Source organism: Flavobacterium erigeronis (assembly GCF_054075165.1).
Genome location: NZ_JBSKGP010000003.1, coordinates 407999 through 420546 on the forward strand (window position 1 = coordinate 407999; position 12548 = coordinate 420546).

Genomic DNA, 12548 nt, shown 5'->3' on the forward strand with positions numbered 1-12548 from the left:
AGTATAACTACGTATTGTTTAAGACTTAATAATTCTAAAACGACCCGGATATTTGATCCAAATGCTTTTTTTGTTGCCGTAATAATCCATAAAATCTTCGCAAACAAACACAGCATGCGCTTTTGACCATGCGACAACACCGCAATATTCGCTTCCAGATTGTCTTTTTAATTTCTGAATCTGCTTGCCTAATTTGAATCCTAAATATTTATAAATGGTTGGAGTATAAACCGTTCCTTCTTCCAATTCTTCCAAAGCTTTCTCAAAAGTGGGTTCATTATCGATAATTTGCATGTATTTTGCCATTACGGCATAAGTCAAAATAGCATAATCTCTTATTTTTTCGCTGTCACAATTATCTTTGATATAAACAAAACCCGCAGATTTTGTCGCTTTATTTACTTCGCTGCTATCCAAATGAAAGGTTGCGTTATTTTTTAGTGTAATCTTATAAGAATCATTCGCTAATTTTTCGCTAACAAAAAGATTATCTAGTCCGTACACATTTAATGAAGCTTTTATAAAAGCTATAGAAGAACAATTGGTACGCTCACCTTGTTTAAAACTTTCGAATATTTTTTCAGAACTCAACTGCGAGTATGAATTGGAACAAACAAACATTAAAAGAAAAAAAACTGAAGTAATCGATTTCATGCCTTGTATTATATATGGTTTCTCAAATAGTATTTTGAGAGATTGTATTAGATTTTTACAAATCTATAAAAATCAACTCATATTTTTACATCTTCAGTTCGATCTGTTAAAAAAAGTCCATAAAAAAACGTCTCAAACAAAATTGAGACGTTTTTGAATTATTTTTTTTCTTCATTATTCAACTTATCATCGAGTTCTGGCGCTTCGCCTTTAAACTTTTTGGTATCAGCATCATAATTTTCATCGTTAGTCAAAACTTCATCGTGTTCTTTATATTGATGTTTTCTAGTATCAGTTCGATGATCTTCTCCGCCCTGTTTTGGGTTCGGGTTTTTCTGGGTTTGATTATTCTTGTCCATAATTCTTCTTTTTATAATGATTAATAAAATTAAACCAAATCCAGCCTTCACTACTTATATAATCCTTTTCAAAAATTATAAAATAAAACTGCTTAGTTCGCTCTAGATCAATTGACCATATTTCGAAAATTAGTTAAATATCGCAGTTTTCCTTTTCTGAAAATTCACGCAACAGCAACTAAACTGTACTAGAAAGCAAATGGCATATTATTAGTTTACAACAACTTAAATTAAAAAACTAGAAATTATGAGCTTGTATCAACTTCAAAAAACCGCCATTGTCATTATCGATCCTTTTAATGATTTTCTTTCTGAAGGCGGGAAATTATATTCGGTAACAAAGGAAACCGTGGAAGGAAATGGAGTGGTTAATAACATCAAAAAGCTATTAACTGCTGCAAGAGAAAAGAAAATCCAAATTATTTATGCACCCCATCGGAATACCCAAATTAGGGATTATCTCAACTGGAAATTTATGGCGCCTTCGCATTTAGGAAGCAAAAGCATTACGCTATTTGAAAAAGATTCGTGGGGAGCCGAATTTCACCCAGAGCTTAGTATGCAAGAAGGCGATCTTATTGCTCAAAATCATTGGACAGCGAGTGGTTTTGCTAATACCGATTTAGATTTTCTTTTGCGTCAGCATAATATCGACCAAATTGTTCTCGCAGGCATGAGAGCCAATACCTGTATCGATTCTACTGCAAGATTTGGTGTCGAGCTGGGTTATCATGTTACCTTAATCAAAGACGGAATTGGCGCTTTTAATTGGGAAGAAATAAAAGCAACAGTCGAAACTAATTTCCCTCATTATGGACATGTGCTTTCTACTACAGAAGAATTCATCAATAATATTAACTCTTAAAACATAAATTTTTAGTACCATGGAAAAAGAAAAAACTTTAAGTAAGGCAAGCCAGTCAGAAACTAAATTTGCCACTGTTCAAGATTATAAAATAGCGTATCGCTCAATTGGCGAAGGATTACCCATTATTCTCTGCAATAGGTTTCGAGGGAATCTAGACGATTGGGATCCCGCATTTTTGGATGCATTGGCAAAAAAATACAGAGTGATCACTTTTAATCATAAAGGACTTGCTTCTTCTACAGGAACACCGCATGAAACGATTTTAGGTTTTGGAAAAGATGCTATTGATCTGGCCGATGCTTTAAAAATTGACAAATTTATACTAGGCGGATGGTCGTTAGGCGGCTGGGCAGCACAAGTAATAACAACTGAATTTCCGAACCGAATTACGCACACCATTTTAATTGGAACCAAACCTCCAGGAAAAGTAAATCATAACCTAGAAGAAATTTTTATTAAAACAGCCTATATTCCAGATTATACACTCGAACATGAAACTATATTATTCTTTGAGCCAACTTCTGAAATAAGCCGAAATGCAGCGGTAGAAAGTCATAAAAGAATACAGGAAAGAGAAAATAAAGATCCAAAAGTGAGACCAGAACTTTGGGAATATTACAGTAAATCTCATGATGATTATATCAATGACCCTTATAATACTAGAGAAAAATTAATGAAGACCAATGTTCCAATCTTAATTATTTCTGCTAATCATGAAGTTTGCTTTCCTCCAGAAAACTGGTTCGAGCTCAACCAAAAATTGCCAACCGCAACGCTGATCACGATTGCTCAGACAGGACATGGCCCGCAGCACCAATATCCTGATATGATTGCCCGTTATATTGACAACTTTATAGAATCAAACTAAAAAAGCAAACCAATAAATACAACTGACTGATTTTCAAAATACTAAAATTCTTATATTGAATATGTTCCAGTTTTGAAAATCAGTAGTTTAAATACAATAGTTGATGTAACTTTGCAACTTCATACTAAAGTAAGTTAGCAGATTATGTGGATTATATGTCAGGAATGCCAAGGACAGGGCAAAATAAATCGTGGGCTCACTAAGAAGGCACAGCGCATTTATAAGGCAGAATTGGCTGAATATGAGAGAACAAAAAGCACCGATTCTCCTCCTGTTAAACCTAAAGCTCATCTACATTTATGCACTAACTGTTCTGGTTCTGGATTAATTCAATCCGATCATTTTACACCAGTTAATACCGATTTTCCACATGTTGCTATAATTGGTGCCGGTATTGGAGGCGTTGCTTTGGCTGTCGCCTGTCTGCATCGTGGAATACCTTTTAGTATCTATGAAAGAGACAGTAACTTTGACGCCAGATCTCAAGGCTACGGACTAACGCTCCAACAAGCCAGCAAAGCCATGAAAGGCTTAGGAATTACTTCTTTAGACGGAGTTATTTCGACAAAACATATTGTTCATAATACAGAAGGAAAAGTTTTAGGCGAATGGGGAACGCGAAAATGGCTGGAAACTGAAATTAAAACACCTATAAAACGCACCAACATCCATATCGCTAGACAATCGCTTCGGTTGGCTTTACTAGAACAGCTTGGCGAAAAGGCCATTAACTGGGGATATCAATTGATAGATTTTCAAGAAAATGAAAATGGTGTTGAATTGAATTTTCAGGTAAATGGAGAATTTAAAAAAGCTAAAGCCGATCTTGTTGTGGGTGCTGACGGTATTCGAAGTGCAGTGCGAAAACTAATAATTGGCGAAGATGCAACTCCGCTCCGTTATTTGGGCTGTATTGTAATATTGGGAATTTGTCCACTAAGTTCGCTTGAAGATATTTCGAGTCCGTTATTAGATTCGGCAACCGTTTTTCAGACAGCCAATGGCAATGAACGCATTTATGTAATGCCTTACACAGCCGATTCTGTGATGTGGCAGTTGAGTTTTCCAATGTCTGAAGAAGAAGCCAAAGAACTAAGTGCAAAAGGACCTGAAGCTCTTAAAGAAGAAGCGATTCGCAGAACGCAATGGCATGCTCCTATTCCGCAGATTTTAGAGGCTACACAATCAAGTTTAATTTCTGGATATCCTGTTTATGACCGCGAATTGCTGAGTTCCCAATTATTAGAAAAAAATAAAAACAGTACTTTAATTGGCGATGCCGCGCACCCGATGAGTCCATTTAAAGGTCAAGGCGCGAATCAAGCTTTGTTGGACGCTTTAAAATTGGCTAAAAAAATTACCAAATGCTGCAATCCAAAATCGCAATGGAGAAAAAACGGACTTCGAAAAAGTGTTTTAAACGAATTTGAAGCCGAAATGCTGGAACGCAGTGCAGAAAAAGTAAAAGGCTCTGCCGATGCCGCACAATTTTTACATTCTGAAATTATACTTCGCGAAGGCGATGAACCTCGAGGAAGATGCAAAAAATAACACAAAAAGCTAAACAAATCCTGTTTAGCTTTTTTTTATACCACTCTATATTTCAGACTCATACATTAAAATTAAACAATAATTTAATATTATTTTATAACAAAGTCCAAGACGATATTTCTAATTTTATAATCTCATAAAACAATTAAATTATCACGTCATGGAAAATTTACAAATTAATTTCAGTCCAAACACCAAAACCTGTACAGACCGAACTTTGGTTTGTAATGGCGATAATAACGAATTAATCTTTCGTAAAACTTATGTAGGAGATTGGGGAGATTGGGACGAGAAACCAGAAGATCTGCCAAAAGAGCCTCTTTATCTGGATCAAAGTACAAGTTTTACAAGTGCAGTGTAATACTAACAAAAAATAACATTAAGCAATGCAATTATGCTGTTCTACACTATTAAGCTAGAACGCTAATTGTATTGCTTAAATTTTCTTTGTTTATAAAATCCAAAATAAATTCTTTCACTTCATTGCTGGCAGTTGTGGTGGCAAATGAATTAATGTAAAATTCATCGTCCTTATCACTAATATGAATAATTTCTGTGTAGCCTTTAGTTATCAAACTGCCTTTCAGCTTAATTATATTTACTTCTTGTTTTCCATCAAGTTCCTTACGAACCTGTAATTTTATAGCTCTTTCCATATTCAAATACTTTTAAATAATTAACTATCATTCAGTTACTAAATTTAAAACATTTAATCTATCGAAATCAGAATTTAACACTGTCGGGAACGTATTATTTATCAACATATTATAAACATTTCTCATTTTATTCTAAAAAAAATGGGAATACTAGTAAAATCAAGTGTTTTCAAATTACAACGGGTTTGCTTTCGAGAAAGCGAGGATAGAAACGGAGGGGAAAAAATTCGATTTTTTTATAAAGTAAAAGAATCCGAAGAATTCAAATATTTATAGAATTTATGCTGGACCGTGGGTATGACCCCTTCGGGGTCACATATCTACGTTGAAAATTTTATGCTATAAACATTTGAATCCTTCGGATTCTTTTAATGTGAATCTAAAAATTATTTCCTTTCTCAAGGTAACTTGAATGATAATTCCAAAACAACAAACAACAGCCTATTTCCCTATAAATTCTTTTTCGTTCTTTCGCGAAAGCACGTATAAAAACAAATAAATGAAATCCGTTTTTTCTACATATCAAAGCAAAAGAATCCAGAGGATTCAAATATTTATAGAACATAATTAACACCGCTGATATTTGACCCTGAAGGGGTCATACTCACGCTACAGCATAAATTTTCTATAAATATTTGAATCCGGATTCTTAGATATAAACTTAGAATCAAATTCATTGTCGCTCTTTCGCGAAAGCGCGTGTAAAAACGAATAAATAAAAATCCCTTTTTTATATGTTAAAGCAAAAGAATCCAGAGGATTCAAATATTTATAGAACATAATTAACGCCGATGATATTTGCCCCCTACGGGGTCATACCACGGTCCAACATACATTCTATAAATATTTGAATCCTCTGGATTCTTGTATGTGATCTAAATAATTTCCTTCTTCAGCGTGACACTTGAATGATAATTTCAAAACAAACAATAAACAATAAACCAACTGACTAATTCCCAATAAATTCTTGATCACTCAGCGTTTTCATAAACGCAATAAGATTCTCTTTTTCCACTTCTGTAAGCGGAATTCTATTCCCATTATTCTTAAAAATAGGATCCAGATTATCAGCTTCTAAAACACCATTATCAAAATAATCCAAAACCGATTTTAAAGTTTCAAACTGGCCAAAACTTCCGTAAGGTGCCGTATATTCTATGTTTCTTAAAGTCGGAACCCTGAAACTCATAAAATCGGCTGGAATACCCGTAACCCTGCCGCGTCCTGCTTCGTTAGAATCTGTATTTAACGGAAAACCTATATTTCTGAAACTCTGGTCGGTAAACAATTCGGTGCTATGACAGCTGGCACATTTCAGCTGAAAAGTAGCATAACCTGCCGCTTCATTTTCTGTAAACGACTGGCCTTCTTTGCGTTTTACTTTATCGTATTTACTATTCGCAGAAATTAAAGTGTATTCAAACTGTGCAATACTCTGGTAAATTCGATCAGGAGTAATTTCCTGATCTCCAAATGCTTTTCTAAACAAATCTTTATAAGAAGCGTCATCTTTAATTTTTCCGATAACTTCCAAAATCGAAGAATCCATTTCTTCATGCGTAATAATCGGAACCAAAGGTTGCGTTTCTAACTGCAATCTGCTTCCATCCCAATTAAAAAACTTTAAAAACATCAGATTTTGAATTGGAGGCGCATTTCTAAGTCCGATTCTGCCTTCGATTCCAATAGCTCTCGGATTGTGGTCGGCAAAAGCACTCGCCTGAATATGACAGCTTGAGCACGAAATCGTATTGTCTGCGCTTAACCTTTTGTCTGAGAACAATTTTTCGCCCAATTCGACACCATATTTTGTGGGTTTATTTAAACTCACATAAGCATTTACTTCTGGGAAGTCGGCCGGAATTTGCAATGAAAGTTCAGGATTATCATAAGAAATCATATCCGAATCCTCGCTGTTACAAGAAGCGAAAAAGGATGCAATTATTATGAAGCCAAATATTTTTTTCATTTTTTAATGAATTTAAAATAGAGCCGTCTTTAAAATTCAGACGGTTCACAATAGATTTTTTAAACCTGCAGATTAAAAAGTTTCACGCAGATTTATGAAGATTTCAGCAGATCAAATTTGATTTGATTTGTTGAAACCATATTGATTAAGATAAGTTGTTAAAGTTTTTTCTATAGCCCCTAGTTTTAACTAGGGGATTTTTAGAAATAGCAAATAATCCAGGCTTTTGCCAACTAATATACCTCCATCTAAAGATGGAGGCAATTCATTTTTAAAACCTATTCGAAATCTTGAAGCAATGCGTTAATTTAGTTTTCTACGCTAGTCACAGAAAACATTCCTGAAATATCGCTTGTTCCGTTTCCTCCAAGATTATCTACAAATTTTACCATTTGAGCTGCTGTATGAATGTTTGGAGTTGCGTTATCGTTTGCTCCTTCTCCTGTCGATAATGTTATAGTGTTGATTTTTCCGCTCAATAATTTGTCGAAATCAGCTTTAATTTTGATTTTCGGAGCGTTTTGCCCGACAATAGCATTAACAGTTAAGTTTAAAGTAACATCTCTATAAGCATTTACGCCTTGTTTATAAGCACCTTCAGCTCCTGCTATCGTACTTCCGGTATGTATAGACATTACTTTATTTTCGGTATCGTAAAAACCTTCCACTTTTGTAAAACGGTATCCTGTTCCCCATTCCCACATCATTTCTGTATCGTTAGCTCCAGCCGCTGCGTAAAATTTAGGAAATCTTGTCTGATCCAAAGTGTTTTGTTCTGTCTTGATTCCCAAACCGAATTTAATCTGCTTGTAATTTGCAGATGGCACATTGCTCAAAACATAGCTTAAAGAAGCTGTTTTTGCCTGATCGATTACCGTTGCTCCTTTATCCAAATCATTTACATTGTACGGCACTTCGCTTCCGTCGTCTTTTATTAGACGAATATTACTGATTACATATTTCACCTCAGAAAAATGATGAATTTGTCCAGCGGCTGAAGTATTTGTCGTTGCTGAAGTCGAAGTTGCATCGCCTAAAACAATGGTTTTGTCTTTAAACGTATTGTTAAATTCTAGCGTTACATTGTTTGCAGCTGGCGCATCGTCATCGCTTGAACAAGAAACAAATGCCAAAGCGGCAGCAGATAATAAAAGGTATTTTTTAAAATTTTGCATTTTTATGATTTTAATTTTTGTACTGTATTTTATTAATTAAAAAAAGTTTCATGTCCTGCAAGATTTATAAAACCTTGTAGGTATTTGAATGGCTTTAAATAACACCTACAAGGTTTTGGAAACCTTGCAGGAGAAAAAAACTCAATTATAAAATAGGCGGCGGTACAAAAATTTCAAGGCAAGGTTCTGTCTGACCATATTCTTTGTAAAGAAAAACCTTTTTAGCGTTTATGTCTTTCGGAATTAAAACAGCAAATTCAATATTAGAAATTAAAGCGATATCAATCTGTTTACTGATGCTTCTCAATTCTAGATCGGTGTTTTTTTCTGTGTCCTGAAGTTCTTTCTTTAAATGGCATTTACCATGACATTGCAGTTCTGGTTTTGCTTTGTTTTCACAAAATTCTTTTTCTATGGCATTCTGATTCAGTTTAAAGTGCACAATGATAAGCGCCTGCTGGAAAGAAACCAGCAGGAACAAAATCGTCATTGTGATACTAAAAACTTTTTTCATTTTTTTACTCTTTGGGTTGACTGTTTTTAACACATAGAAACATAGATTTTTAGGAATCTAAAAAAGGCGTTTCACTTATAATAAAACACAGAGGCAATGTCTTAGAAACAGTTTCTTTCTGTTTTCTATATTCTTTTCTCTATATTCTAATTAAAAATTCACTTTTAAAGACGTGAAAATATTACGTCCCATTCTCGGGATATTTCCCCAATCGGCATAAGTGCTGTAATATGCGTTTAATAAATTCTCAGCCCCAACTTGAATCGTGCTCTTTACTTTATTGATTTTAAAAGAATAATCAGCAGAAATATTCCAAATGGTGTAAGCACCAGTTAAATCTTCACCATATTCCGGACTGTAATTAATCTGCTCAAAATCGCCACTAACAGAGGTCTGAATTCCGAAATTTTTATACATATAATGTAATGACGTCAGATAACTCAACGGACGGATAAAAGGCAAATTTCCTCCTTTATCATCCATTCCGCGAGCATACGTTAGCGTTCCTTTCCAGTGCAGATGCTCCAAGATATCGTAACTCACATTGGCAGACATATTTAAAAGCGTGGCATAATCTAAAGATGTATATCCTTTTACTCCAACCGACTGATAATTCATCGGACTTCCGAGACTTAAGATTTTACCAATAATATAATTCTGAATGTAGAAATAGTTTATTTTTCCTTGAATGCTTAATCTTTCGTTTTTAAAACCTGCGCTTGCATTTCCTTCGTACGAAATTTCATTTTTCAAATTCGGATCTCCGATATAATCGTAACGGTCAAAACTATTATAGATGTAATAACCATAACCCTCAGAAACAGAAGGCGCTCTATGGCCGTAACCTGTTCCGACAGAAAAATTAAATTGATCTATGTTTAAATGATATCCCGCATTTAAACTTGGCAGAAATCTCGTTTTTTCTTGAGGCGCTCCTGGATGAAAAATCCAGTTGAATTCTATATACTTCGAATAATTGTAATTCACTCCCAAAGAACCGCCCAAATTCACCTGACTTCTTTCTGAAAGATCCCAAGAATTATTCATAGAAAGTCCGGCAAAACGTGTCGTAACCCAAGGCCAACTGTAGGCAAACATGGTTCTTTCGCTTCGATCTTGCGGATACATGCGCATTTCTGCAATAGAAAGATTATCATAAGCATTCAACTGAATTTCAGAAGAGTAATTGTTCTTTTTCAAATTCGCTTTCGAAACCAATCCATAGGTTGTACTCCAACCCGGCATATCCATGTGAACCAAGTTTTCTGGTCGCGTCGTATCGTCCATATAATGCTCAATGGTATTGAAATACACTTTTGTATCGACCACTCTTACCAATCCTTCTTCAAACAATTGCTTGTAAGCAGCCGAAGTAATTAACGCACGCGAAAGCCACAAATCCATTGGTAAGGCAGGATAACCTACATTTTTTGCCATATCAAAAATCGCATCTAATCGTAGCGAAGATAATTCGCTGGTTTTATATGCCAATCCCAACGAAGTATTGAATTTATTGTATTGCGAATGTTTTACTTCGTCGTTGTTTCCATCAGAATAATTATCTGCCGTTCGGTATGAAATGCTTCCATCGGCAACAAATTTAGTTCCTGAATAAGACACATTTCCTAAATTGAAAAACTGCTTATTATTAAACTCAAATCCCGTTTGGTAAGCACCATTCCATTTTTTCTGAAGTCCGAACTGTGTGCTTTTTCTTTTTAAATCGATGCTTCCTGCAATCGTTGACCCGTGCAAACTTCCCTCCTGACCTGATTTAATATCAATTGAAGCCAAATTATTGCTTTCCACATAAGACGTAATCGGATCCATTTTATCGGTACAAGCGCCAAAAACGTGCATTCCGTCAATTGTAACTGTCGAACGTTCGGTACTCATATTGTTCAATAAAGGCTCCCAAGCATAAGCCCCACGTTTTATAAAACTGATATTATCTGACGAAGACAAAAATTCATCTACCGAAACAGCCATTTTCATCTCTGTTTCAATTTTCTTTTTAGTCGCACTTTTTACCGTTACTTCTTCTAATTTTTTTATGCTATCGTGATGTGCATGCTGATTTTGAGCTGTAACTGAAATTCCCAAAAAAAGCAGCATTATAATATATTTCATGTTTTTAGAATAAAGTATCTATATAGAGTTCACTTTTCACGCCTTCTACACCAGGCGTATGATCCGTCGGAACTATCGTTCCTTTTACGATCAATCCGTTTTGGTTCATCATAATAAAGTTCAATGTCCAGTTTCCTGTCATCGTATAATTCACTACACCATGATACAATCCATCGTTTTCTTGTGTTAGATCTTTATTGTTTGGAGAAGAATGATTTCCCATTGAAGGTTCAGGCATTCTCGGATCTAACTTTAAAGTATAACCCGCAACTTCTGAATAAGAAAACTGAGACGGATCTGGAAAAGTTCCAGCAGGAGTTGTTGGTTTATTGTATTTATAAATACCTGCAACCAACGCATTTTCTGAAACGGTAGGTTTTTGAGGCGCAACCAATGCAATTACATATTGTTCTCCATCGTTTCCTGCAAAAGCAGTCATATTGAGGTTTTTATTGCTTTGTTTTTCAACAGTAACATCTTTATTGATCTCATATTTTTGATTATCGGCTGTAAAACTGATGTACAATTTCCAACTTGCTGTCGTAGTGCTTTCTCCTGTAAAAACAGAATAACCGCTGTAGTATTTATTTGTAGCATCATAAGCAACATTGTACTCATGCGGACATGAACTTTTGCTTCCGTCTGCATTGCTCAGTATTGGCAGAAAAGTCACTGTAGCAGTTGTTAGCTCTTGGTTGTTTTGAGTATTGGTAATTTTCAGATGAAGCTCATTATAGCCTTTATAGAATGCTCCGTTTAAAGCTTCAATACTAATTTTATAGTTCCCGCTTGTAAGCGAAGTAGCTTCTTTAAATTCGTAACTTTCAGGAACTTCAGAACCCGTTTCTGCTTCGTAATCTGTTTTATCAATTGTACAGGAAGTAACCGCGAATAACAGTGCGATTATCCAAAAATTAAAAGATTTCATTTGATGAATGTTATAAAAAAAACGTTTACAATATAACATTAAGCCATAATTTTTTGAATAGCAAAAAGGCCAAATGCTGTTAAAATAAGCCAAGAAATGGCAACGCAAATGAAGATTGCATAAAGCTATTTTCTTCACTTACAAAAAGAAGATCAAAATCAGTTCCAAAAAATAATTACTTAATATCGATAAGCCAAGATTTTAAATCCGCGCTAAGCGAAAAAGTAAAACAATTCGAATTCAGATTCCAAATTGGAATTTGGAATTTAAAAAATTGGAATTTAATTTTTGGAATTTAAAAACTAATGTTGATCCTAAACAGTATAGAGAGGAGGATGAAAAGTAAGAGAAGAAGCCCCGATTGGTTTCTTTTCGAACAAAATAGAAGCGTTATCTTTTGATTCGATAACTGGAATTACGTTAAGATTAATTTCTGCAGTGTTTTGAACATAAACAAGCTCTAGTTTGTCTTTTAAGCTGTCCTGCATTTTTCTTTCGTTATCAGAATATTTCTTAATGCTTTTTTGAAGTTCGCATCGCCCGTTACAGCTGTTAAAAGCCTGTTTACGCTGAACGCAAATCGTTTGGGCAATTTCTTTCTGATTGATTTTAAAAGAAGCATAAACGAACAAGCTGCCAAAAGATGGCGACAGTATTAAAATAGAAAGTGCTATAATGATTAACCTTTTCAATGCTTGTTCAAATAGTTTGGTGGCAAAAGTACATACTATTTTGTATTTATTTTAACTAATCTTCATTTTTATTTTATAAAAGGCAATTCCAATTTTATGAGCAAAAAAGCGAATTACTCATAAATTAACGAAATATCGTAAATAAAAAAATACTCGTTTTTAATCAAAGCCTTTAAAATAAAGA

13 protein-coding genes are annotated in these 12548 nt (G+C 34.6%); 4 read left to right on the forward strand and 9 right to left on the reverse strand.

Features of this window, described 5'->3' with window-relative positions; translation table 11 throughout:
• Positions 1–18 precede the first annotated feature (18 nt).
• Together ACWA1F_RS08345 and ACWA1F_RS08350 are read right to left on the reverse strand one after the other, a co-directional pair.
• Positions 19–654, reverse strand: coding sequence for a hypothetical protein (locus ACWA1F_RS08345; RefSeq protein ID WP_456893205.1), 636 nt, complete (start codon positions 652–654; stop codon positions 19–21).
• Positions 655–812: 158 nt separating this feature from the next.
• The gene (locus ACWA1F_RS08350; RefSeq protein ID WP_456893207.1) at positions 813–1013 is read right to left on the reverse strand and encodes a hypothetical protein; all 201 of its coding nucleotides are present in this window, start codon (positions 1011–1013) and stop codon (positions 813–815) included.
• A 247-nt stretch (positions 1014–1260) separates the two neighbouring features.
• On the opposite strand from ACWA1F_RS08350, the gene ACWA1F_RS08355 reads away from it, so the two are divergent.
• The 4 genes from ACWA1F_RS08355 to ACWA1F_RS08370 all read left to right on the forward strand — a co-directional run bounded on the left by ACWA1F_RS08355 (position 1261) and on the right by ACWA1F_RS08370 (position 4661).
• Positions 1261–1878: a cysteine hydrolase family protein gene (locus tag ACWA1F_RS08355; protein ID WP_456893209.1), complete on the forward strand. Its 618-nt coding sequence runs from the start codon at positions 1261–1263 to the stop codon at positions 1876–1878.
• Between the two features lie 19 nt (positions 1879–1897).
• Positions 1898–2749, forward strand: a complete 852-nt coding sequence (locus tag ACWA1F_RS08360) for an alpha/beta fold hydrolase (protein WP_306160952.1) — start codon at positions 1898–1900, stop codon at positions 2747–2749.
• A gap of 144 nt (positions 2750–2893) precedes the next feature.
• On the forward strand, positions 2894–4300 hold the full coding sequence (locus ACWA1F_RS08365; RefSeq protein ID WP_456893211.1) for an FAD-dependent oxidoreductase: 1407 nt from the start codon (positions 2894–2896) through the stop codon (positions 4298–4300).
• A 160-nt stretch (positions 4301–4460) separates the two neighbouring features.
• Positions 4461–4661, forward strand: coding sequence for a hypothetical protein (locus ACWA1F_RS08370; protein WP_306160950.1), 201 nt, complete (start codon positions 4461–4463; stop codon positions 4659–4661).
• 49 nt (positions 4662–4710) lie between these two features.
• Here the strand turns inward: ACWA1F_RS08370 and ACWA1F_RS08375 are convergent, their stop codons facing one another.
• The 7 genes from ACWA1F_RS08375 to ACWA1F_RS08405 all read right to left on the reverse strand — a co-directional run bounded on the left by ACWA1F_RS08375 (position 4711) and on the right by ACWA1F_RS08405 (position 12364).
• On the reverse strand, positions 4711–4956 hold the full coding sequence (locus ACWA1F_RS08375) for a hypothetical protein (protein ID WP_125723558.1): 246 nt from the start codon (positions 4954–4956) through the stop codon (positions 4711–4713).
• A gap of 949 nt (positions 4957–5905) precedes the next feature.
• Positions 5906–6925, reverse strand: coding sequence for a cytochrome-c peroxidase (locus ACWA1F_RS08380; RefSeq protein WP_456893214.1), 1020 nt, complete (start codon positions 6923–6925; stop codon positions 5906–5908).
• A 308-nt stretch (positions 6926–7233) separates the two neighbouring features.
• Positions 7234–8100: an MbnP family protein gene (locus ACWA1F_RS08385; RefSeq protein ID WP_456893216.1), complete on the reverse strand. Its 867-nt coding sequence runs from the start codon at positions 8098–8100 to the stop codon at positions 7234–7236.
• A 145-nt stretch (positions 8101–8245) separates the two neighbouring features.
• Complete coding sequence (locus ACWA1F_RS08390) at positions 8246–8614, reverse strand: hypothetical protein (RefSeq protein WP_456893218.1); 369 nt, start codon at positions 8612–8614, stop codon at positions 8246–8248.
• 150 nt (positions 8615–8764) lie between these two features.
• Entirely contained in the window at positions 8765–10744 is a 1980-nt protein-coding gene (locus ACWA1F_RS08395) for a TonB-dependent receptor plug domain-containing protein (protein WP_456893220.1), read from the reverse strand.
• Between the two features lie 4 nt (positions 10745–10748).
• A complete protein-coding gene (locus tag ACWA1F_RS08400; protein WP_456893222.1) occupies positions 10749–11672 on the reverse strand; it encodes a hypothetical protein in 924 nt (307 codons plus the stop codon).
• Positions 11673–11986: 314 nt separating this feature from the next.
• Positions 11987–12364, reverse strand: a complete 378-nt coding sequence (locus ACWA1F_RS08405; RefSeq protein WP_456893224.1) for a hypothetical protein — start codon at positions 12362–12364, stop codon at positions 11987–11989.
• Positions 12365–12548 lie beyond the last annotated feature (184 nt).

Excerpts from the sequence above, each read along its gene's own strand:
- ACWA1F_RS08350 (WP_456893207.1), bottom strand. The coding sequence starts at position 1,013 with ATGGACAAGAATAATCAAACCCAGAAAAACCCGAACCCAAAACAGGGC.
- ACWA1F_RS08345 (WP_456893205.1), bottom strand. The coding sequence starts at position 654 with ATGAAATCGATTACTTCAGTTTTTTTTCTTTTAATGTTTGTTTGTTCC.
- ACWA1F_RS08400 (WP_456893222.1), bottom strand. The coding sequence starts at position 11,672 with ATGAAATCTTTTAATTTTTGGATAATCGCACTGTTATTCGCGGTTACT.
- ACWA1F_RS08385 (WP_456893216.1), bottom strand. The coding sequence starts at position 8,100 with ATGCAAAATTTTAAAAAATACCTTTTATTATCTGCTGCCGCTTTGGCA.
- ACWA1F_RS08390 (WP_456893218.1), bottom strand. The coding sequence starts at position 8,614 with ATGAAAAAAGTTTTTAGTATCACAATGACGATTTTGTTCCTGCTGGTT.
- ACWA1F_RS08370 (WP_306160950.1), top strand. The coding sequence starts at position 4,461 with ATGGAAAATTTACAAATTAATTTCAGTCCAAACACCAAAACCTGTACA.
- ACWA1F_RS08360 (WP_306160952.1), top strand. The coding sequence starts at position 1,898 with ATGGAAAAAGAAAAAACTTTAAGTAAGGCAAGCCAGTCAGAAACTAAA.
- ACWA1F_RS08380 (WP_456893214.1), bottom strand. The coding sequence starts at position 6,925 with ATGAAAAAAATATTTGGCTTCATAATAATTGCATCCTTTTTCGCTTCT.
- ACWA1F_RS08365 (WP_456893211.1), top strand. The coding sequence starts at position 2,894 with ATGTGGATTATATGTCAGGAATGCCAAGGACAGGGCAAAATAAATCGT.
- ACWA1F_RS08395 (WP_456893220.1), bottom strand. The coding sequence starts at position 10,744 with ATGAAATATATTATAATGCTGCTTTTTTTGGGAATTTCAGTTACAGCT.
- ACWA1F_RS08375 (WP_125723558.1), bottom strand. The coding sequence starts at position 4,956 with ATGGAAAGAGCTATAAAATTACAGGTTCGTAAGGAACTTGATGGAAAA.
- ACWA1F_RS08355 (WP_456893209.1), top strand. The coding sequence starts at position 1,261 with ATGAGCTTGTATCAACTTCAAAAAACCGCCATTGTCATTATCGATCCT.